This window comes from Dyella sp. C11 (assembly GCF_003121485.1).
Taxonomy (GTDB): domain Bacteria; phylum Pseudomonadota; class Gammaproteobacteria; order Xanthomonadales; family Rhodanobacteraceae; genus Dyella.
Genome location: NZ_QAVX01000012.1, coordinates 96,653 through 118,952, shown reverse-complemented (window position 1 = coordinate 118,952; position 22,300 = coordinate 96,653). Strand labels below are relative to the sequence as shown.

Genomic DNA, 22,300 nt, shown 5'->3' with positions numbered 1-22,300 from the left:
CTTATGGCTTATATCGCGGGTTCATCGTCATTCGTCCAGCGCATCGATGCGATGGGACGTATGGACGGCCAAGGCATCACAGACGCAGCACGGCGTCTGGTTCTGTTGTTCTTGCTTGTGTGTGCCTCGGCGTGCGCCAGCCAGGGCGCTTATGCCGATGCGCAGACGAAACGGTTCGTGGTTCCGTTTTGCCACCACTGGGCCATCGAGGCGGTGGCGCCAAGGTATATGGAAGCTTGGATAGAAACCCTGGAAGTAAAAGATGCCAAAGGCCGCTGGGTAAAGATTCCTCAGGGCGTCGTGGGCGAGTTGGGGCAGGCCGCTGGCTGGAGCAATCTGCAGGGCGGCGGTGGTGGTCCCCGTTTCGACTGGGCAGAAGCTCCCATGGAAGTATTCGTGCGCTGGCAATCCCTCGTCGAACCGCAGACGTACAGCTGGCAATTCACCGTACCGGAAACCATGCGCCAGGCGCTGGTCAAACAGGAACGCGTCACCTGGCGTGGCCAGACGCAGATGAGCTGTCGCAGCGATATCACGCTAGGTGTGGCACCAGGAGGACACACCATCGTGTGGCTGGTGGGTATCGGCTTTGAGCCGATGGAAATTCTGAGAGGCAAAGCCGAGGCGGAGCCGCTGGGGCCCGACCAAGGGCAACACGAGGGGCGTTACGTACGCCTCTCCGACGAAGCCAAAAAATACGTCGAAGAACACGGCATCCCCTACGACAGCTGGTAATGGCGATCCGTTTCACGCGTCGAACCGCCATTGACGGCCCGCCTCCCATGCAAGGACGACCCATGACCAAGCGTAAAGGCATTACCTGTTGTTCGCGTACCGACCATGGCGGGCGCGTGCTCGAAGGCTATGGCATTGCCAGCCATAAGGGCCATGCGGTCGCCGGCCTGGGGCATAAGGTGTATTGCCCGCAGTGCAACGGCGTGTTTCCGATTGTGCAATCGGTGAAGCCCTTGCTGGCCTATGCCCCGGCAGTGGAAGGCATGCGCACCGGTTGTGGCGCACGGTTGATCGGTGCGTTCGATGATTTCTGGATCGAAGACGATTCGGGACTGACTGATATTGACCTGCCCACGCAACCGCTGGGTGATGCCGTCCGCACGCAGGCGGCCAGGCATGTCGAAGCCAATACGGGTGATGCGGACGACGTTTCCTCCGTCGCGTTCGAGGCGATGCGCACCGCCGACGCCGTGCATGTGGTGATACGCGTGGGAGTGTTCCATGACGGCACCGGCAATAACTTCACAAATAGCCTCCGCGCGCATGACGCCTGCGATCCGCTGGTGGTCAATCCGCCTTTGCAGCAACACCCGGATGTGCTTGGCAGCATGTTCAAGAGCTGCCTCAAGCGAGAGGGCTGGGGGGAAGACAGCGCCAGCTACGGTGGTGACGAAACCAATGTGCATCGGTTGTATGACCTCTATAAAGTCACTCGCACACTGGATGAAGCGACGACCGAGAACGGTTGCCAATGTGTATATCGGCATGTCTATGTCGAAGGCATCGCCACGTTGGCCGACCATCAAGACAGCCTTTTGTCCGGAGCCACCGGCTATGGGCCGACCGGCGTCATCGCACGCGCTGAGGAAGCTATTCTCAAAGTAGTCGACGAAATAAGAACGTTTTTGCTCGGCAGCGCTGGCAGCAACATCATCATCGATGCCATCGAATTCGATCTATTCGGTTTCAGTCGCGGTGCAGCCGCCACGCGCCACTTCGCCAACCTGATTTTCCACGCGGGCTCGGCAAGCCCCATGGCCAAGGCGCTGCGCGAGGCGGGGCTGCCGCTCAAGTCCGCCTGGGGCACGGCCAAGGACGATTTGAAGATCCGCTTTATCGGCCTGTTCGAGAGCGTCGCCGCCATGGGCATCCCCGGCAACGACAAGGATGACCCCGCCAAGCTCTACCTGCCCAAGGATTGCGCGGACCGGGTGATCCATCTGATTGCCGATGACGAGTGCCGGCACAACTTTGCCTTGAACCACGCCGGTTCGCACAAGGAGATTCGCCTGCACGGCGTGCACTCAGATATCGGCGGCGGTTACACGTTGTCGCTGGCCTGGGAGCACCTGTTGCTCGGCCAGCCGCAAACCAGCACCGAAGCCATGGGCACCTTGCCTACCGACAGCGATGCCTGGTGGCGTGCCTCGCGCGATATGGACAAGCAGGGCTGGTATCCCACCGACCTGCTCGATGCAGGCAACACGCAGACCACCCATGGCACGCTCGATCAGAAGTTGTTTATCCAGACATGGACCGGCGAGGCACGTCGCTACGACCGACGCAGCGCGGTGCCGGAGCGTTGCCTGTTCGTCACCGCGGCTGCGGTGCTGCAGCGCTATGTGCGGGGCGAATACCAGCTGATTCCGTTGCGGATCATGCATACCTTGGCGCAGGAGGCGGGTGTGCCTTTCAACAGATCACCCGATGACGTTCCGGCACAGTCGCTTCCCAGCGAGCTACAACCCATCTATCAAAAACTGATGGCATACGCGCGACGCGGTGGTGCACTCAAGGGCGTATTGAGTAAGGACGAAGAACGCTTGCTGCGCACCCGCTATTTGCATCAGTCGGCCCATTGGAATCCCCTGCTGTGGAAGCCAACCCCGCACAAGCCCGATGGCAAACCCTGGGGAGCCGAACTTCTCTACGCCATGCGTCCGGCACCGGAGCGGAAACGCAATACCTTCCTGCCCAAGCCGGGACATTGAAGAGAGATGCTTATGAGATGGCGTTCGCTAGGACTACTTCTGCTAGTGGCAAGCCTGCCGGCATGTGCCGATACACCGTCGAAGTTCAAGCCCAACTTCTGCGGGCATTGGGCGATGGGCGTCGTTGCCCCTAACCACATGGAAGCGTGGGTCGAAACACTGGAAGTCAAAGACGACCGTGGCCGCTGGGTGAAGATTCCACAAGGTGTGGTTGGCGAACTGGCGCAAACCGAGGGGTGGGATAACGGTCGCTGGATGGCCGATCGCACCATCATCGATAGTGCCGGCGCTCCTATGGAGGTGTTTATCCGCTGGCAATCGTTGGCCGAGCCGCAGACCTATAGCTGGCAATTCACCGTGCCCGAGGCTATGCGGCAAGCCTTGGTGAAGAAAGAGACGTTCCAGTGGAACGGTAAAAGCGAGACTACCTGCCGCAATGACATCGCCATCGGCGTAGCGCCAGGCGGTCGTGTCGTGGTTTGGGTTAGTGGCACCAGCTTATCGCGCGTAGAAATTTTGCGCGATTACGCAGAGGTAGAAGCGCTGGGGCCTGGTCAAGGCTGGGGCAAAGGCTATGCCTATCCCCTCTCCGACGAAGCCAAAAAATACATCGAAGAACATGGCATCCCCTATGACAGCTGGTAATCGCGTCTGTCAAAACACCTGACGCCTAACAAACACATCAGCGCCGATACCAAGCACGCCGTACGTTGATTTTTAACGACGTACCAAGGACACAAGGAAGTTCAGTCATGTCGTATTTTCTCCAACTCGTCAAACGCTACGCCACCAGCCTGCTGCGCCAGTTCAAGAGCGCCACGCCGGTGCTTCTGCTGCTCGGCATCGTGTTTCTGCTGATCGCCATCTGGTGGCTGGGGCCGCAATGGAGCTGGCGCGACAAGAAGCCGTTGGCCGATCTTTCCGTTCGCGTACTGCTGACGCTGGTGCTGTTATTGGTGCCCACCTTGCTATGGGCCTTGCAGTTGAAGGCGCGTAACCGCACTTACAAGGAAAAGGAAGATCGCGAAAATCAGCTGACCAGAGACAGGGACTTCAAATATGTCGACGCGCAGCAGCGTTCGCTCGACAACAACCTGGCCGTACTCAAAAGCACGCTCATGGGGCGCCAGTCGCTGTACAAGCTGCCGTGGTATCTGGTGCTGGGCACAGAGGACGCGGGCAAGACCAGTTTCATCAACCGCTCCAACCAGAATTTCCATCTCACTGGCACCACTCGCGCGGCGAGTGACCGTACGGCCGATCCGGACCTTATCTACCCGATTGATTGGTGGATGGGCGATCAAGCCGTATTGATCGATATGCCGGGCGAGTTGATCAGCCAGGCTCGGACGGACGAACCGGACGAGGCTACGCGCACCGACAAGAAGGCCACACCCGCTGACGATGCCACGACCGCGCCGTTGGAGGACAAACTCAAGAAGCGTCTATGGAATCATCTGATCAACTGGCTGGGTCATAACCGCAGCCGGCGACCGCTGAATGGCGTGGTGCTTGTGGTCGACCTGATCGCGCTCCTCAACCAGAAGCCCAGCGACCGACAGGCACAGGCAACCATGCTGCGCACACGCCTGAAGGAGCTCGGTGCCCATCTAGGGACCCGGCCGCCGATCTATGTGGTGCTGAGCAAGTGTGATCAGCTGGACGGTTTCGGGACGTTCTTTGCCAGGCTGCCGCGCAGCGTTCGGGAAGCTATTTTTGGTTTCACCTTCAGCCTGGCCTCGGTCAAGCACTTCGACGCATGGCTGGACGAATTGTCCAAGCGCTATGGCGCCATGGTGGCGCGACTCAATGAACAGGTTTTCGATGCACTGAGCGATCCGCTGTCGCTCGAACAACGCGAAGGCTTGTTCTCGCTGACGCGTGAACTGGACGGACTGCTACCCATCCTGCTTCGCTACCTGGCGGACGTGCTCGCCGCCGACCGCTCCGGCGCACCGGCGCTGCCGCGCGGCGTATATTTTTCCTCGGTTTTCCAGCAGGGCTTGCTGAGCAACGCCTTCGTCGACGCGGCGGCGGCGACCTTCAAGCTGGATACGGTGATTTCCCGTGCCCAGCCCGCGAGCGGCGGCACTGTCTATTTTGCTCAGCAACTCTTTCAGCGCGTCATCTACCCCGAGGCAGGTCTGGCGGGCGACAACGTCAAGGTGTTGGCCGACAAGAAGCGCGCCTTGCTGACCCATACGATCATCGCCAGTCTGGGGGGCTTGCTGGTGGTGGGTGGCTGGTATCACTACTACACGTTGAACCGCGACCTGGCGCTCAATGTCCTGGCCAAGAGCCGGGACTTCAGCGGCAAGCAGGTAGACATGACGGCCGATCCCACGGGCAGGAACCTGCTGGCTCCCATGGATCAAATCCGCGACGCAGTCACGGTGTACGGCGATTACCGCAATGCGTGGCCAGTGGTGTCGGACATGGGCCTGTACCAGGGCCGCAAGATCGGACCCAAGGTGGACGAGGCCTACCTGCAATTGCTCTCCCAACGCTTCCTGCCGGAACTGGCGAGCGGCGTGATGGACGCCATGAACCAGGCCGCGGCCAGCAGCAGCGATCAGCTGGCCGCCTTGCGCGTGTATCGAATGATCGAAGATCGCCCCAATCGCCGTGCGCCCATCGTGGAAGACTGGATGGCCAAATACTGGCAGGCGGCGTTTTCCGGCGATGGCACGGTGCAGAACAATTTGATGCGGCATCTCGACTACGCCATGAAGTATGCCGATGCCGATCTTCCGGCTTATCGCCAGCGGATCGCGGAGTTGCAGCAGCAGCTGCGGCAGATTCCGATGCCGCAACGCGTGTACCTGACCATGCAACAGCAGGCGGGTGAAACATTGCATGCTCCGCTGGATCTGCGTCATGAAATTGGCCCGGCATTCGATATCGTCTACCAAGTCAAATCATCCGGCGAATCTCCCCAGACGGCACGCATCGATGCACTGCTTACCGCCAAGGGTTTCCACGGCTACTTCGAGCCTCACAGCCAGGACTTGACCGATCTGGCGATGATCGACGAATGGACGCTGGGTCAACGTAATCGCATTGACTACTCCGCGTCGGACAAGCAGGCCTTGGCCGGGCGCATTCGTACCATCTACACCGCCGACTACCTGGCGAACTGGCGCCAGGGCATCAACCAACTTGACGTGGTTGACTTCAACGACATCGGCCAGGCGGTGACTGTCCTGGAGAGCCTCACCAGCCCGGCGGCACCCATGCGCCGACTGGTGGAAACGGTGCGCGACAACACGCAGCTCAATCCCCTCCTCCCCGATGGCAACGCCAAAGCCCCTGCTTCCGCCAACGACGCGGCAAGCCTGCAGCTGACGGCGGATATCGCGCGATCTTTTGCGCCGCTGGCCGACCTGCTGGTGGGCAAAGGTGACAAGCCGGCGTACATGGACGAAACCATGGTGGCCATCGGCAATGTTCGCGACGCCGTGAAAAGTGTCAAAGACAGTCCGGACCGCGGCAAAGCTGCGCTGGCCATGGTGCTGGACCGCTTTGCGCTCAAGGGACAGGACCCGATCGGGATCGTGCAGCGCATGGCCGCTGGCCTGCCGGAGCCACTGAATGGGCAAGTAAAAAAGATAGCTGACGAATCGTCACAAGTGCTGCTGGTCGAAGCGCTGCACGAACTGGAGCGTCGCTGGGATACCGATGTCTACAGTTTTTACAGCGAACACCTGGCAGGACGCTACCCGTTCAATCCAGCCAGCACGTCGGATGCCTCGCTGGAGGACTTCGAGGCCTTCTTCGGCCCTCAGGGACGATTGCAGCAGTTTCGCGACAAATACCTGAAGACCTTGCTGGAAGACAATCTGGATGCGCTGTATTCCGAACGTCGCAGCGGCTATCTGGTACGCACCGACGTGCTGACTCAGTTGGAGGCAGCCAACCGTATCCGTGATGCGTTCTTCAACAATCGCGGTGCGCTCAATGTGCAGTTCAATGTCACGCCGCTTGGCCTCACGCCAAACCGCCGCAGCAGCGTGCTGGGCATCGAAGGCCAGCTGATCTCCTACGACCATGGGCCCAGTAACAGCGTAGGTTTGATCTGGCCCAATAGCCTGGGCAATAGCACCGACAGCCGGGTGACCCTGGTCAACAGCAGCGGCAACAGCAGCAGCCTGGTCTTCCGTGGGCCCTGGTCTATGTTCCGCTTGCTCAGCCGTGGCCAACTCACCGGCACGACCCCCACCAGCATTGATCTGAGCTTCACAGCCGACGACGGCGCAGCGATGCGCTATCGCGTAGTTGTCGAGAAGGCCAATAACCCTTTCACGCAACGCATCTTCAACAACTTCACCCTGCCACGCACCCTGCTGCAGGATGGGGCCCGGCCAGTTGCGCCTACCGAAGCGTCGTCTCTCAAGGCAGAGAGCAAGCCACCCGTGCGCGGATAGTCATGTCCCTCCGCCTACGGGCGGGGGCATACCGGCGGCGCGGAGATTACGATCTGAGGCGCCCCAGGAGCGCTCAGGGCTGTCGGTAGTCCTGATAGAACTTCTCTTCCACCAGCTGCGAGCCGAGCTTGAGGTTGATCTCGCGCTTTACGGCGGCGCGGTCGTCGTTCTGGAAATAGACCGAACGTGCCAGTTCGATGAATTCGGCGTCGAACGCCTGCGCCTTTTCCTTCAGGCGGATGCGGTCTTCGATATCCCACAGCGCTTCGTTCACCGCCAGCAGGCGGGCGCGCTCGGAAGAAATATCGGTCTGCGAGGCCGGGTGGCTTGCCCAGGTGGCGTTGAGCAGGTCCAGCTCGGTGCGGACGTTGGCCAGCTTGGCCGCGTCGGTGATCTGCTTGGACTTGATCTCCAGGATGGTGATCTTGTCGATCAGCTCGCCGTAGGAAACCGGGACTTGGATAAGGCTCATGGCGACTCCGATGTGCGTGGCTTTCGCGGGGTGCCGCAAGGGTCACTGCGAGCGGCCGGAAAAGTGCACATGATACGGGTCTTTTGCCCGATCATTCAGTCCGCCATTCAGTGAGTCTCGCTAGACTGGGGACGTAACGCCCCCTCAATGGAGAGAGAGTCCATGTTCAACCCCCGTCTCGCCGTGTTGTCGCTGGCCGCCCTGCTTGTAGCCAGCCCGTTTGCCGCCAGCGCCCAGCAGGCGCGTAGCGGCGTGCTGGTCCGCAACGACGGCATCTACCTCCGCTGTGACCAGTGCGGCACGGTGGAAGCGATCGACCAGAACATCACCCAAGGCAATGACCACAGCATGGCCGGCACCATCATCGGCGGCATCGCCGGCGGCGTGCTGGGCAACCAGGTCGGCAAGGGCAAGGGCAACACCCTGGCCACCGTCGCCGGCGCCGTGGGCGGCGGTTATGCGGGCAACCGCATCGGCGCCAACAGCGGCCGCCCGAACGCCAGCTACACCCTGCGCATTCGCATGGGCAACGGTGCCTACAGCAACGTGACCGTGCCCGATGCCAGCGCCATCCGCACCGGCGACCTTGTGCAGATCGACCCGCAGGGCAATATCGTTCGCATCCAGTAATCAGCTGCGCCAACGATCAAAGAAAAAGCCGACCTTCGCGGGTCGGCTTTTTTTTGTTGTCGCACTCAGCGCATGGTCCGTTTCAGACGCGCCACGACATCATCAAAAAAACTTGGCGGCAAATCGGCCCGCACGGGCACCGTCCACCAGTGCGCCTGTGCGAAGGGACGGCACTTTACGGCGTCCTTTTCGGTCATCAGTACGGGCTTGCAGTCGCCGAACGACAGGTCGCCCGCCGTAAACAGGTGATGATCGGGAAACGGGTGCTCGACCACCTCGATGCCCTGCGCGCGCAGGCTGGCAAAGAAGCGCAGCGGATGACCGATGGCAGCCACGGCGTGCACCGTTTGTCCGGCGAAGTCTGCCAGCGGCTTGGCGTGGTCATCGGCCAGCGCGCGGGCGATGCCACCTTTCAGAGACATGGGGATATCGCCCTGCGCCACCGCTCCACCGTTGCAGACGCGGAAATCCACGTGATGCAGGCGCGATAAAGGCTCGCGTAGCGGTCCGGCCGGCAGCAAACGGCTGTTGCCGAAGCGGCGCGCACCATCGATCACGCAGATTTCCACATCACGCGCCAAGGCGTAGTGCTGGAGGCCATCGTCGGCAATCACCACGTTGCAGCCTGCATCGATCAGGAGCGCGGCGGCGGCCGGCCGATCGCGCCCCACGGCTACCGGCGTTCCGCTGGCACGAATCAGGCACGGTTCGTCGCCCACTTGTGCGGGATCGGGCGTATCACCGAGCCGCAGCGGTTCCTTCTGCGTGCCACCGTATCCACGACTCACGACGCCCGGCGTGTAACCGCGTTCGCGAAGTGCGTCAGCCAGCGCGATGGTCAATGGCGTCTTGCCTGTACCACCTACGCTGATGTTGCCGATGACGATGACGGGAACGGACAACCGCGTGGCACGCAACACGCCCGTGCGATACAGCGCACGCCTCAACGCTGTAAGGCCGCCATAAAGCCAGGAGAGCGGACCGGTCCACCACGGGGCGCGCGCCGAACCGTACCAGGCCGCTTCGAGCCGTTCGGTCAGCGTCATGCCACGGCCTCAATCACCAGGCTGGCTGTGGAACTGCATGCGGTGCAGCGCCGCGTAATGGCCGTTCTGAGCGAGCAATTCGGCGTGCGTGCCACGTTCGACAATGCGGCCCTGATCCATCACGGCGATCTGGTCGGCATGCTCGATGGTGGACAGGCGATGCGCGATCACCAATGTCGTGCGGTCCTTCATCAGGCCCTGCAGCGCCTGCTGGATCAGACGCTCGGATTCGGTATCGAGCGCGCTGGTGGCTTCGTCCAGCACAAGGATCGGTGCGTTCTTCAGAATCGCGCGTGCAATCGCGAGACGCTGACGCTGGCCGCCCGACAGCAGGTTGCCGCCCTGCCCAATCGCGCAGTGGATGCCGCCGGGCATCTTCTGGATGAATTCCCACGCGTTGGCCGCCTGCGCCGCCGCGATGATGTCGGCCTCGCTCGCGCCGGCGAGTTCGCCGTACGCAATGTTTTCCGCCACGGTGCCATCGAACAGCACCACGCTCTGGCCGACCCATGCGATCTGGCGACGCAGCGATGCAAGCGTGAAGCTCTCGTAGTTGGCGCCATCGATCAGGATGTGGCCGGTCGTGGGCTCGTTGAATCGCGGAAGAAGACTGACCAGGCTGCTCTTGCCGCTGCCGGAGCGGCCGACCAATGCCGTGACCGTACCCGGCGCGCAATGCAGGTTGATGCCACGCAGTGCTTCCAGATCACCGCGCGCGTACTTGAGGCTGACATCTTCAAACCGGATATCACCCTGCGTTCGATCGAGCACGCGGGTGCCGGCATCCACTTCGGGCGCCGTGTCGATGATCTCGAAGAGATTCTCCGCCGCCGACATGCCGCTCTGGATGTTGGACTGGACGTTCGCAAGCCGCCGCAGCGACGGCATCATGCCGCCCATGGCGGTCAAGACCACGATGAAGTCACCGGCCGACATCTTCTCGATTTCGAACGGGCGCGTCGCCAGAAAAACCATCACAGCCAATGCCAACGCGGCCACCGTCTGGATGGCCGAACTTGACTGGGCATTCGTGGATGCGATCTTCAGATTGAGGCGGCGCGTGTTATCGGTGACGTCCTTGAAGCGCGACGCTGCCTGTTCCTGGCCGCCATAGACGCGAATCTCACGATGCGCCTGCACCGATTCTTCGACCGTGCCGGTCACCCCGCCCATGGTGCTCTGGATGCGGCGACTGATCGTGCGGTACCGGCGACTGACAACGCTGGCGATCAGCGCGATCAGCGGCACCATCACGAAGAGCGCCATCGTCAGGTAGGCGCTGGTGCTGAGCATGGCGTACAACATGCCAATGACGGTGACGCCTTCGGTGATCACCACTTTCACCGCGTCGGTGGAAGCAACCGCCACCTGCTCACTGGTGTAGGTGATGCGCGAGACCTGATGCCCCGAGTGTTCCCTGCCAAAAAAGGAGGCTGGCAACCGCAGGTAAGCGGCAAACACGTCGCGCTGGATCGCATTGACGACGTTGCGCCCGATGTAGGCCACGCCATAGCTGCTGGCGAACGTGCCGACGCCGCGCACCAGAAACACCATCACGATCCAGATCGGCATCCAGAAGATCATCACCGGATCTTTCTCGGTGAAGAGCTTGTCGATCATCGGCTTGAGCAGCTTGGTGAACACGGCCAGGCCGCCACCGTCGACGATCATGCCCGCGATGGCGATCAGCCCCACCGGCCAGAAACGCTTGGTATAGCCCAGCAGCCGCTTGTAGATCTGGATCGTGTGCGCGTCCCAGATCTTGACCTTGCCGTTGCTCACTGGCCGCTATCCGCCTGACTGGGTGTCGTGGCGATGGACAGCTTCGTGAAGCCGAGCTGGCCCAGCGCGTCCATCGCGGTCACCACATTCTGGTGTGGCGTCATGGCGTCCGCACGAATGGTCACCTGACGTTCGCGATCGTCGCCCGCCACATTGGCAATGGCCTGCTTGAGCGGTTCCACGCCTTCACCATGCACTTCGTCGCTGCCGACGAAGAAGTGGCCATCGCGGTCCACCACGATGGTGAGCGCGGGTGCCTGCATGTCGCGATCTTCCGCGCTGGCCTTGGGCAGGGTCACCTGCATCCGCGAGTGCTGGATGAAGGTGGTGGTGAGCACGAAGAACATCAGCAGGGTAAGCAGCACGTCGATCAGCGAGATCACGTTGATCTCGAAATCGTCTTGCCGACGGTCGTTGCCGATACGCATGCGTCAGCTCGCGCTCGACTCGGTGGTGGTGCTGGCGCGCGGCGCACGGGTGCGCGGTGCGGCCACTTGATGGGCCGTCAGCTCATCGAGCAACTCGGTGGCCTGCTTTTCCATTTCCACGCAGTAACCCGCCACTTTCGAACGGAAATAGCGGTGCAGCACGTAAGCGGGGATGGCCACGATCAGGCCCGTGGCGGTGCAGATCAGCGCCTCGCCGATGCCGCCGGCCATCTTCATGGGATCGCCCACGCCACCGCGCATCACTTCCATGAACATGCGGATCAGGCCGATCACGGTGCCGAGCAGGCCGAGCAGCGGGCCGATCAGCGCGATGGTGCCGAGCGTGTTGAGATAGCGCTCCATGCGGTGGACCACATGGCGGCCGGTATCCTCGATGCGCTCCTTGATCAGCTCGCGCGGACGGTTGCGCACGGCCAGCGCGGAAGCCAGCAGTTCGCCCAGCGGCGAGCCATTGGCCAGGGTGGTGAGGTGGTTCGGGTCGAGCTGGCCCGCGCGCGCCCAGTTGCGCACTTCCTCGCCCAGACCCGGCGGAAGCACGGACTTGCGACGAAGGGTCCAGCAACGCTCCAGCACGATCGCCAGGGCGACCGCCGAACAGATCAGGATGGGCAGCATTGCCCAGCCACCAGCCATCAGGATTTCCAGCACAACGACTCCGGGCCACTTCGCCAGTCAGGAAGGACGCATCATAACAGTCTCGCCCTGCCGTTCTCCGGGCTGTGCCGACCGTTGCCGAAGGGCTGTGAATGGGGTCACGAATGGTGCCAGGCAGGCCTTGCGAGCCGGCCTCGGATTCATTCGCGCCAGTAGCGAGACTGGCGCGGGCGCCAGGTCAGGGCAACGCGAGGAGGCCCGTCGGCGGGAACATCGACCTGGATGGCTCCCACCACCGCAGTGTTCAGCCAAGGCACGCCCGCCTCGTCGTAACGCTGCATGACGGCAGCATTGGGATGATGGAAACGGTTGCGCCAGCCGGCGGACACCAGCGCCAAAGCCGGCGACGTGGCCTGGATGAACGCCCGGCTCGACGAGGTCCGGCTGCCGTGATGCGGAACGGCCAGCACCAGCGGCGGCCCCTCGGGTATCGCAGCCGCCACCACGGGTTCAACGGCCGAGGTGATGTCGCCCGTGAGCAACGCCCTGCCACCCCGCCCTTCGACCAGCAGCGTGCACGACCGGTCGTTGGCCTTGGCGCCGTCCTTGCCCGACGGAAGCACGCGCAGAGTCACGCCATCCCACTCCCACGCCGTGCCGGGGATACAAGGACCCATGGCGATGGGAATGCGCTCGGGCTCGCCCGAGATTCGCTCCGCGTCGGGAAATGCCGCCGCCACGGCAGGAATGCCGCCTGCGTGGTCGTTGTCGGCGTGGCTGGCCACGAGCAGATCCAGCTTCTTGATGCCCAGTGCATGCAGCGACGGAAGCACCGCCGCTTCACCCAGATCGAAATCCGACGGATACCGCGCACCGGCGTCGTACACCAGTGCGTGATGCGTCGTGCGGACCACCATCGAAAGCCCCTGCCCCACGTCCAGCGTCCAGAGCTGAAATTCGCCGGCTTTCGGCACATCGCGTGTCGGCAACAGCAGAGGCAGAAACAGCACGCCGCCGAGCCAGCGCATCGGCATGCCGCGCGGCGAGAACAACCAGAGCGCGCCAAGCGTTGCCAACACCAACGACCACCAACGCACCTCGGGCAGATACCAATGGGCGCCCGGCCACCGCGCCATCTGCTCAAGCAGCCACCATTGCGCGTGCGCCAGCCACGCAGCGCACCACAGCACAGGCTGCGCGAGCGGAGGACACACGCCCAGAAGAATCATGCCCACCAAGGTGACCGGCACGATGACAAAACTGACGAAGGGCACGGCGATCAGGTTGGACAGCGCGCCAACCAGCGACGACTCGCCGAAAAACCACATCGTCAACGGCAACAGGGACAAGGTCATCACCAGTTGCCCTGCGGACAGTTCGTGCAGAAAACCGCGCCATCCCTTCCCTCGCGTCGTCATGCAGACCATCAGGAAAGCCACGCCGATGAAGGAAAGCCAGAACCCTGCGGCCAGCACCGAAAGGGGATCGACCACCAGCACGGCCATCAATGCGAGCGCCAATGTTTGTGGGCCGCCCGAGTAGCGACGCGAGCATTTTGCCAACGCCACGATGCCAATCATCAGCAGGGTGCGTACTGTCGGCAGGCCGAACCCTGCGAGCGCGCTGTAGATACCCGCCACTGCGAACGCCAATGCCGCCTGCGCCTGCACGCGTGGCAGGCGCAAGCCAAGCGTGGGGCGAAGCCAGTACAGAAGGCGTGCCAGCCAGACGCCGAAAATTGCAGCCACGCCCACGTGGAAACCTGAAATGGCGATGAGATGGGGAATGCCGTTGGCGCGCGCCACTTCCCAGTCGTGCTGGCTCAGGCCGCGCGTGTCGCCTACCGAGAAAGCCTGCAGGAGTGCGGCATCGTGTGGATCGCGGACGCGTGACGCGATGCCACGGCTGATCGCCTGCCGCACACCATCGATGCAAAATCCCGGCAACCCGAGCGGCGCGTTTCCTGCGCCATCGCGCACGTAACCCACGGCCACGATGTTGCGCTCAAGCGCGCTGCGCTCGCTGTCCGTCCCTCCCGGATTGATCAGCCCGCGCGGGCGCTTGAGCCGCACGGTCAATTGCCAGCGACTGCACGGAGGAATGTCGGGCGCACCGTTGTACCAACTCACCCGCACGCGCCCACGCAGAGACACCGGCGTATCGCCGAACGAGGCCTGTTCGACCCGAAACACAAAGCCCGTGGCATCGGCGCGCGCCTGCGGCAGATCCACGACGCGTCCCACCAGGTGAAAGTCCTGCCCTTCCCGATCGCGCGGCAAGCGCGCATCCATCGCCGTACTACCGCGCCAGCATGCCCACGCGATGCCGAACAGGCACCACGCCAGCGCGCGACCGTATCGGCCAAGACGAAGAAGAAGCAGCGCCAGGGCTCCGCACACGATGCAGAACCAGGCGGGCGGCAACACCACCCACCATTGCACCGCGAGCACGCCGGACAGCAGCATCACGGCGGGTAACAGGGCACCATCCTTGCGCACGTTGCCTCCTCCCTGAAGGAGAAGACAGGCTATCGGCTACAAGACAACCGTGCTGCCGAAAAACGTGTAGGCGCAGGCAACGACGCCGCCTTACGGCGGCGTCGGCGATCAGTCGAAAACCTTGTTGACCAACTTGCCGTTGTGCAACTCAAGCGTGCGATCCATGCGCGACGCCAGGCGGTTGTCGTGCGTAACCAGGATGAAACTGGTGCCGATCTCGCGGTTGAGTTCCAGCATCAGGTCGTACACCTGTGCCGCATTGGTCTCGTCGAGATTGCCCGTGGGCTCGTCACCCAGCACCACGGCGGGACGCGTCACCAGCGCGCGCGCCACTGCGCTGCGCTGGCGTTCGCCACCCGACAGTTCAGCGGGCTTGTGGTGCAGGCGTTGCTCCAACCCCACACGACCCAGCAACGCTGCCGCCTGGCGCTCCGCTTCGGCGATGGCAACGCCACGGATCAGCAGCGGCATGCACACGTTCTCAAGCGCCGTGAATTCGGGCAGCAGATGATGGAACTGGTAGATGAAGCCCATCGAACGGTTGCGCACGCGGCCGCGCTCGGCATCGGAAAGGCTGGAAAGGTTGCGCCCTTCCACTTCCACGTCGCCCTGGGTCAACGTGTCCAGGCCGCCCAGGATATGCAGCAAGGTGCTTTTGCCCGAACCGGACGCGCCCACGATGGCGAGCGTCTCGCCCCGCTTCAGCGTAAAGCTGACATCGGACAGCACAGCCGTCTTCAGGTCGCCTTCTTCGTACGTCTTGGCAATGCCGCTGGCACGCATCACGACGTCGTTGGCAGTATTCATCGGCTTATTCATAACGCAGTGCCTGCGCAGGCTGGGTGCGCGATGCACGCCAGGCGGGATAAAGGGTGGCCAGCAGGGAGAACAGGAAGGTCACCAACGCCACCCAACCCACGTCGCTTGCGTCGAGTTTGCTCGGCAGTTCGCTGATGTAATAGACGTCCGGCGACAGGAAGGTGACGCCCGTGACGTGCTCGATCCACTTCACGATGCCGGGCAGCTTCCACGACAGCAGCGAACCCAGCGCCACGCCGAAGCCGATGCCGACAAAACCCACCAGCACACCCTGCACCATGAACATGCCCATGATGCTGCGCGGCGTGGAGCCCAGCGTGCGCAGAATGGCGATATCGGCCTGCTTGTCGGTCACCAGCATCATCAACATGGAAATCAGGTTGATCACGGCGACCAGGATGATCAGCGAGAGGATGATGAACATCACTTTCTTCTCCATCGAAATGGCAGAGAAGAAGTTGGCGTGGCTATCCATCCAGGTATCCACGCGGTAGACCTGTCCCAGCTGGTCGGCCAGCTCACGCGCGACTTCGCGGGCGTTGAACATGTCGTCCAGCTTCAGGCGAATGCCGGTGGGGCCACCGAGTCGATTGAGGCGCTCGGCGTCCGTCATGTTGACCAGCGCCAGACCCGAGTCGAATTCCTGCATGCCCATTTCGAACACGCCCGACACGGTAAACGTGCGCAGGCTGGGCACGCTGCCGGTGATCGGCGAGGACTGGAACGACGGCACCGCTACAATCACCTTGTCGCCCACCGCCACACCGAGCTGCATCGCCAGCTCGCGACCCAGCACGATATTCCAGCTGCCCGGCACGAGCTGGTTGAGCTTGCCTTCGACCATGTGCTGGTCGATGTCGGACACCTTGGGCTCTTCCGACGGCTCGATGCCACGCAGCAGTCCTCCCGTCGAACGGCGCGCCTGCAAGAAGGCTTCGCTTTCCACGTAAGGTGCCGCACCCAGCACGTGCTTGTTCGAACCGGCGATCTTCACGGCGCGCGGCCAGTCCTGCACCGCCTCACCCGGCATGCCCGATACCGTCGCATGCGAAATGGCACCGAGAATGCGCGAGCGCAATTCGTCATCGAAGCCATTCATCACCGACATCACCGTGATCAGCGCAGTCACGCTGATGGCGATGCACACGATGGACACCGTGGAGATGAAGGAGATGAACTGGTTGCGACGCTTGGCGCGGGTGTAACGCAGGCCGATGAAAAGCTCTAGCGGTCGAAACATTAGGGCGGTCGCTTGTGGTGTCGAAAGGGCTGGCCGCCCGAATAGCGGGGATTATCGCCTGTAACGCGGCCAAACCGTAGGACCGCGTTCAGCCGCCAGAGTGCCCTGCGGCCTCGACCTGGGCCAGCCGCATGCGCAACCGGCGGCGGATGTCCGCATCGCTGTTGTCCGGCGCCAGCAGCAGGACCACGTGCCGTTTCTCCGGCAGCGAGAGACGAAGCCAGACGACGGCTTCACCGACGACCCGAAACGATGCGAGCACGCCGGCGACGTCCTCGCCCGCATGCATGCGCAGACTCCAGCCACCGTCACGCGCCCAGCCGGCCGCCCTGACGGTCACGAGCGACTGACCGCGCCATGCCTTCCACAAGGAACATCCCAGCACGAGCGTGCCGGCAAGTTTCAGTGCCCACGGGATATCGGCCAGCCACAGCGCGGTGGCGGCCAGGCAGCAAGTTGAGGTGAGCAATCGCCCCAGCCAGCGCGAGGGCCGATATTCAAAGCCGATGGCGGGAGCGGATGTCATCGATGATGGCCTGCCAGTCCGGGCGGGTCGCCTTGGCGTGCCCCATCACCCAGTCCCACAGGTCCGGGTCCTGCACGTCCAGCAATTCATCGAAGGCCTGGCGCTGGGCTTCGTCTGCGCCGGCGAAGCGTTCGTCGAGCCAGCCGCCGAACAGGGCGTCCAGCTCGCGGGTGCCGCGGCGGGTGCGCCAGCGGAGGCGTTTGATGCGGGCTTCGTCCATAAATAACGCGAGGCGCCTCCTACCGAATACTTCCTCTCCCCTTCGGGGAGAGGATTGAGGTGAGGGGCCAGTCTTGCCTCAGTCTCGCAAAAAGAAACCTTATCGCGAGCACCCGCCCCTCACCCTAGCCCTCTCCCCGGAGGGGAGAGGGAACAAAGAGCTTACGTCCGACGCTCGACGATCAGCTTCTTGATCTCCGCAATCGCCTTCGCCGGGTTCAGACCCTTCGGGCAGGTGCGGGCGCAGTTCATGATCGTGTGGCAGCGATACAGCTTGAACGGATCTTCCAGATCGTCCAGGCGCGCACCGGTGTCTTCGTCACGGCTGTCGATGATCCAGCGGTAAGCCTGCAGCAGGATGGCCGGACCGAGGTAACGGTCGCCGTTCCACCAGTAGCTGGGGCAGCTGGTCGAGCAGCATGCGCAGAGAATGCATTCGTAGAGACCGTCGAGCTTCTTGCGGTCTTCCGGCGACTGCAGGCGCTCCTTGTCGGCCGGCGCCGGGCTCTGCGTGCGCAACCACGGCTTGATCGAGGCGAACTGCGCGTAGAAGTGCGTGAGGTCGGGCACCAGATCCTTCACCACCGGCATGTGCGGCAGCGGATAGATCTTCACGTCGCCCGAGGCGCAATCTTCAATCGCCTTGGTGCAGGCCAGCGTGTTGGTGCCGTCGATGTTCATCGCGCACGAACCACAGATGCCTTCGCGGCACGAGCGACGCAGCGTGAGCGTGGAGTCGATCTCGTTCTTGATCTTCAGCAGCGCGTCCAGAACCATCGGGCCACACGAAGCCATGTCGACTTCATACGTATCGATGCGCGGGTTCTGGCCGTCGTCCGGGCTCCAGCGATAGATGCGGAACGTGCGCGGCTTCTTTGCGTCCTTGGCCGGAAAGTGCTTGCCCGGCTGGACCTTGGAATTCTTGGGTAGCGAAAACTCAGCCACAGTGGCTCTCCAGTCCGGGAATTAGTAGGTGCGCTTCTTCGGCGGCACGACGTCGACGTCTTTCGTCATGGTGTACATGTGCACCGGACGGAAGTCGAAGCTGGTCTTGCCGTTCTCGTCCACGGAAACCATGGTGTGCTTCTGCCACTCGTGGTCGTCGCGGTCCGGGAAGTCCTCGCGGGCATGCGCGCCACGGCTCTCGTGACGCTGCTCGGCCGAGTACATGGTGGCCACGGCCTGGTCCAGCAGGTTCGCCAGTTCCAGCGTTTCGATCAGGTCGGAGTTCCACACCAGCGAACGATCGGTGACGCCGACATCCTTGAACGATTCGCGCACCGCGGAGATCTTCTCGCAACCTTCCTTGAGCGACTCGCCGGTACGGAACACGGCGGCGTCGGACTGCATGACACCTTGCATGTTCGCGCGAATCTTGGCGGTCGGCTGGCTGCCCTTGGCGTTGCGCAGGCCGTCGAAACGGGCCAGCGCCTTGTCCAGCACGTTGGCCGGCAGATCCTTGTGCGGGGTATCCGGCGTGATGATCTCGGCGCAGCGGTGCGACACCGAGCGACCGAACACGACCAGGTCGAGCAGCGAGTTGGAGCCGAGACGGTTGGCACCGTGCACCGACACGCAAGCCGCTTCGCCAATGGCGAACAGGCCCGGCACGACGGCGTCGACGTTGTCGCCGCGCTTCTGCACCACTTCACCGTGATAGTTGGTGGGGATGCCGCCCATGTTGTAGTGGACGGTCGGGATCACCGGGATCGGTTCCTTGGTCACGTCCACGCCAGCGAAGATGCGCGCCGATTCGGCGATGCCCGGCAGGCGTTCGTGGATCACGTCCGCGCCCAGGTGCATCAGGTTGATGTGGATGTGGTCCTTCTTTTCGCCCACGCCGCGGCCTTCGCGGATTTCCATCGTCATGGCGCGGGAAACCACGTCACGCGAGGCGAGATCCTTGGCGTTCGGCGCGTAGCGCTCCATGAAGCGCTCGCCGTTGGAGTTGGTGAGGTAGCCACCTTCGCCGCGCACGCCTTCGGTAATCAGGCAGCCCGAACCGTAGATGCCGGTCGGGTGGAACTGCACGAACTCCATGTCCTGCAGCGCAAGGCCCGCACGCAGCACCATGCCGCCACCGTCACCGGTGCAGGTATGCGCCGAGGTGGCGCTGAAGTACGCACGGCCATAGCCGCCGGTGGCCAGCACCACCGCGTGGCCGCGGAAGAAGTGCAAGGTGCCTTCGTTCATGTCCAGCGCAAGCACCCCGCGGCACACACCTTCTTCGTCGAAGATGAGGTCGATGGCGAAGTACTCGATGAAGAACGTGGCGTCATGCGCCAGCGCCTGCTGGTACAGCGTGTGCAGGATGGCGTGACCGGTACGGTCGGCCGCGGCGCAGGTGCGCTGCGCGGTGCCCTTGCCGTAATGCGTGGTCATGCCGCCGAACGGACGCTGGTAGATCTTGCCTTCTTCCGTACGGGAGAACGGCACGCCGTAGTGTTCCAGCTCGATGATGGCCGGAATCGCTTCGCGGCACATGTACTCGATGGCGTCCTGGTCGCCGAGCCAGTCGGAACCCTTGATCGTGTCGTAGAAGTGGAAGCGCCAGTCGTCTTCACCCATGTTGCCGAGCGCGGCGGAGATACCGCCCTGCGCCGCCACCGTGTGCGAACGCGTCGGGAACACCTTGGTGATGCACGCGGCCTTCAGGCCCTTCTCGGCCAGGCCAAACGTGGCACGCAGGCCCGCGCCGCCGGCGCCGACCACGATCACGTCGTACTTATGCTGTTGGATCTTGTAGCTTTCCATGGAATCAGGCTCCCAGCGCCACGCGCAGCACGGCCATCAAGGTAGCCAGCGTGCCGAGCACTGCAATGAACTTCACCAGCACCAGGAGGGCAACTTCCTTCCAGCGCGTATGCACGTAGTCTTCGATCACGACCTGCAGGCCGAGCACCGCGTGCCAGCACATGGCCAGCACGAAGGCGACCAGCAGCAGGGCGTTCCACGGCTTGGCAACAATGGCCTTGGCCGTGGCGTAGTCGGCGTGCAGTGCGCCCAGCACCGTCACGACGAACCAGATGGCGAGGAAAACCAGCGCCGTCGCGGTAACGCGCTGCGTCCACCAATGACCGACACCCGACTGCGCCGAGCCGAGGCCCTTGGCGCGCTTCAGCGGATTGCGCAGTTGCGTGCGCACATCGTGCTGCTGACCGTTGGCGCTCATGCGGCACCTCCCGAGGTGAACACGTAGGCCCAGACGATGATGGTCAGCACCACGCTGCCGATGATCGACAGCCAGCTGGAACGGATGAACTGGGGAATGGCGTAGCCCATGCCGCCGTCCTGGAACAGGTGACGGATGCCGTTGCACAGGTGATAGAAGAGTGCCCACGTCCAGCCGATCAGCAGGACCAGCCCGATCGGGCTGCCGGTGCAGGTCTTGAACTGGTTGTAGCTGTCTTCGCCACTGGCAAGGGCAAAGACGCCCCACAGCACAAGCAGGGTTCCGACGGAAAGGGCAATGCCGGTAGCGCGGTGCACGATGGATGTCACCATCTGCACTTGCCACTTATATATGCCCATGTGGGGAGAGAGCGGTCGTTGCGTGTCTGCCATGGCGGCTATCCTGGGTGGAATCGCTGATGCCCTTTACCGCCCTTCCCTTACCCGAACACGCCGGCGCGGAGCCGGCGCGGCGAGATCAGAAGTCGATACAGCGCCCGTTCTTTTCCCAATCGCCGTAGCGCGTGGGATCGGGAGCCGGTTGCTCCGACGGAGCCTTTTCCCTTGTTGCCGGAGAGGCAGGCACGGGAATCTGCTCCGATGGAACGGACGCAGGCTTGGGCTCGGTTTGGGAGGACGTATCGGACATGGTGTTTGAAAGCCGTAAAAGCGTAATACCTGCGTTAATGCAGCACAACCTTGACGACTGCGTGTCTGTCTGACAGCGCCACCCGTGGCACTTGCATCCCCGCCTCGCTGCCCCTACCTCTACCAGCTTATGACGACACACCATTCCGGCCAGGTCCTGCTGCTCGAAGGTCCCGACGCGATCGCGTTCGCCCAATCCCAATTCACCAGCAACGTCACTTCGCTTGCCGTGGGCGCATGGCACTTCAGTGCATGGCTCGATGCCCAGGGTCGCGTGCTCGCGTTCTTCCACCTTGCGCGACTTGCCGACGACTCCCTGCTGATGCTTCTGCGCGGCGGCGAGGCCGCACCCATCGCGTCATCACTGCAACGTTTCGTGTTTCGTTCCAAGGTGAAGCTGACGGCATGCGAGCCCTACCTGCTCGGCACCGGCGATGCACGCGAGAGTTACGCCGCCCATCGTGAAGGCGACGCCTACGTGCTCGGTTGTGGCGACCACAGCCTGATCGTCGGCGCCACGCATGCCGATGACGCATGGCGACTCCCGCAAATTCGCGCGGGATGGCCGTGGCTTGCCGGTGACACGCAAGGCAAATTGCTTCCGCAAGCAATGGCTCTTGAACATCTGCAAGCCGTCGCATTCGACAAGGGTTGCTACCCGGGACAAGAGATCGTTGCGCGCTTGCACTACCGCGGCGGACTGAAGCGGCATATGCATTGCGTCGTATTGTCGCAGCATGTCGCGGGGGGCACCGTGCTGCACCGTAGCAGCGAGAACAGCATTCAATTGCTCGATGTTGCGAGTGACGATGCAAGCGCATGGGCCCTCGCCGTCATAGACGATGGTCTAATGAATTCGCTTGAAGATGCATCGCACATCGACACCGATGAAGGCATCTCGCTGCGTGTGTCGGAGAGTTGGCCCGCGTGACAAAACATCGAAACGCAAACATTCACGATCAGCGATGACAATGTGAGCGTGACGTGAACCTGAACCGTTGGGCACTTGCCAGATCGAAAACTCGCCACTAGTCTCCGGCAGCTAATTCGACGACA

21 protein-coding genes are annotated in these 22,300 nt (G+C 62.6%); 6 read left to right on the top strand and 15 right to left on the bottom strand.

From position 1 onward, the window contains the following. The first annotated feature begins 3 nt into the window (after nt 1-3). The 4 genes from DK366_RS12890 (at nt 4) to tssM (ending at nt 7,150) form a co-directional block, all read left to right on the top strand. A complete protein-coding gene (locus DK366_RS12890; RefSeq protein ID WP_109125961.1) occupies nt 4-735 on the top strand; it encodes a DUF2931 family protein in 732 nt (243 codons plus the stop codon). Nucleotides 736-797: 62 nt separating this feature from the next. After that, nucleotides 798-2,726 carry a DUF2235 domain-containing protein gene (locus DK366_RS12885; RefSeq protein ID WP_198651542.1) on the top strand — a complete coding sequence of 643 codons (1,929 nt, stop codon included), beginning with the start codon at nt 798-800 and terminating at the stop codon, nt 2,724-2,726. Nucleotides 2,727-2,771: 45 nt separating this feature from the next. Continuing rightward, nucleotides 2,772-3,371, top strand: a complete 600-nt coding sequence (locus DK366_RS12880) for a DUF2931 family protein (RefSeq protein ID WP_157956523.1) — start codon at nt 2,772-2,774, stop codon at nt 3,369-3,371. Between the two features lie 107 nt (nt 3,372-3,478). Then, on the top strand, nt 3,479-7,150 hold the full coding sequence (tssM, locus tag DK366_RS12875; protein WP_109125958.1) for a type VI secretion system membrane subunit TssM: 3,672 nt from the start codon (nt 3,479-3,481) through the stop codon (nt 7,148-7,150). 73 nt (nt 7,151-7,223) lie between these two features. Here tssM and DK366_RS12870 read toward each other — a convergent pair whose 3' ends face one another. Beyond that, entirely contained in the window at nt 7,224-7,622 is a 399-nt protein-coding gene (locus tag DK366_RS12870) for a DUF6165 family protein (RefSeq protein ID WP_109125957.1), read from the bottom strand. 162 nt (nt 7,623-7,784) lie between these two features. Here DK366_RS12870 and DK366_RS12865 point away from each other — a divergent pair, with 162 nt between their 5' ends. After that, nucleotides 7,785-8,252 (top strand): glycine zipper 2TM domain-containing protein, encoded by a 468-nt coding sequence (locus tag DK366_RS12865; RefSeq protein ID WP_157956522.1) that lies wholly within the window; start codon nt 7,785-7,787, stop codon nt 8,250-8,252. 65 nt (nt 8,253-8,317) lie between these two features. On the opposite strand, the gene lpxK is transcribed toward DK366_RS12865, so the two are convergent. The 14 genes from lpxK to DK366_RS12795 form a co-directional block, all read right to left on the bottom strand. Further along, entirely contained in the window at nt 8,318-9,298 is a 981-nt protein-coding gene (gene lpxK / locus DK366_RS12860) for a tetraacyldisaccharide 4'-kinase (RefSeq protein WP_109125955.1), read from the bottom strand. A 9-nt stretch (nt 9,299-9,307) separates the two neighbouring features. Continuing rightward, nucleotides 9,308-11,080, bottom strand: a complete 1,773-nt coding sequence (gene msbA, locus DK366_RS12855; protein WP_109125954.1) for a lipid A export permease/ATP-binding protein MsbA — start codon at nt 11,078-11,080, stop codon at nt 9,308-9,310. Beyond that, nucleotides 11,077-11,508, bottom strand: coding sequence for a biopolymer transporter ExbD (locus DK366_RS12850; protein ID WP_109125953.1), 432 nt, complete (start codon nt 11,506-11,508; stop codon nt 11,077-11,079). Before DK366_RS12850 ends, msbA begins: the two co-directional genes overlap by 4 nt. A 3-nt stretch (nt 11,509-11,511) precedes the next feature. Next, complete coding sequence (locus DK366_RS12845; RefSeq protein ID WP_109125991.1) at nt 11,512-12,162, bottom strand: MotA/TolQ/ExbB proton channel family protein; 651 nt, start codon at nt 12,160-12,162, stop codon at nt 11,512-11,514. A 161-nt stretch (nt 12,163-12,323) separates the two neighbouring features. Beyond that, nucleotides 12,324-14,621 carry a DNA internalization-related competence protein ComEC/Rec2 gene (locus tag DK366_RS12840; protein WP_109125952.1) on the bottom strand — a complete coding sequence of 766 codons (2,298 nt, stop codon included), beginning with the start codon at nt 14,619-14,621 and terminating at the stop codon, nt 12,324-12,326. Nucleotides 14,622-14,729: 108 nt separating this feature from the next. Continuing rightward, nucleotides 14,730-15,428, bottom strand: coding sequence for a lipoprotein-releasing ABC transporter ATP-binding protein LolD (gene lolD / locus DK366_RS12835; RefSeq protein WP_109125951.1), 699 nt, complete (start codon nt 15,426-15,428; stop codon nt 14,730-14,732). A 4-nt stretch (nt 15,429-15,432) separates the two neighbouring features. Next, entirely contained in the window at nt 15,433-16,680 is a 1,248-nt protein-coding gene (locus tag DK366_RS12830; RefSeq protein ID WP_109125950.1) for a lipoprotein-releasing ABC transporter permease subunit, read from the bottom strand. Nucleotides 16,681-16,768: 88 nt separating this feature from the next. Then, entirely contained in the window at nt 16,769-17,206 is a 438-nt protein-coding gene (locus DK366_RS12825) for a protein YgfX (RefSeq protein ID WP_109125949.1), read from the bottom strand. Next, complete coding sequence (locus DK366_RS12820; protein ID WP_109125948.1) at nt 17,178-17,426, bottom strand: succinate dehydrogenase assembly factor 2; 249 nt, start codon at nt 17,424-17,426, stop codon at nt 17,178-17,180. Before DK366_RS12820 ends, DK366_RS12825 begins: the two co-directional genes overlap by 29 nt. 161 nt (nt 17,427-17,587) lie before the next feature. Further along, on the bottom strand, nt 17,588-18,370 hold the full coding sequence (locus DK366_RS12815) for a succinate dehydrogenase iron-sulfur subunit (RefSeq protein ID WP_109125947.1): 783 nt from the start codon (nt 18,368-18,370) through the stop codon (nt 17,588-17,590). Between the two features lie 21 nt (nt 18,371-18,391). Next, nucleotides 18,392-20,179: a succinate dehydrogenase flavoprotein subunit gene (gene sdhA, locus DK366_RS12810; protein ID WP_109125946.1), complete on the bottom strand. Its 1,788-nt coding sequence runs from the start codon at nt 20,177-20,179 to the stop codon at nt 18,392-18,394. Between the two features lie 4 nt (nt 20,180-20,183). After that, complete coding sequence (sdhD, locus tag DK366_RS12805; RefSeq protein ID WP_109125945.1) at nt 20,184-20,597, bottom strand: succinate dehydrogenase, hydrophobic membrane anchor protein; 414 nt, start codon at nt 20,595-20,597, stop codon at nt 20,184-20,186. After that, complete coding sequence (gene sdhC / locus DK366_RS12800) at nt 20,594-20,989, bottom strand: succinate dehydrogenase, cytochrome b556 subunit (RefSeq protein WP_109125944.1); 396 nt, start codon at nt 20,987-20,989, stop codon at nt 20,594-20,596. Before sdhC ends, sdhD begins: the two co-directional genes overlap by 4 nt. An 85-nt stretch (nt 20,990-21,074) precedes the next feature. Continuing rightward, nucleotides 21,075-21,245, bottom strand: coding sequence for a DUF1674 domain-containing protein (locus DK366_RS12795; RefSeq protein WP_109125943.1), 171 nt, complete (start codon nt 21,243-21,245; stop codon nt 21,075-21,077). 129 nt (nt 21,246-21,374) lie between these two features. Between DK366_RS12795 and DK366_RS12790 the strand changes: the two genes are divergently transcribed. Beyond that, nucleotides 21,375-22,175, top strand: a complete 801-nt coding sequence (locus DK366_RS12790) for a folate-binding protein YgfZ (protein WP_109125942.1) — start codon at nt 21,375-21,377, stop codon at nt 22,173-22,175. Nucleotides 22,176-22,300 lie beyond the last annotated feature (125 nt).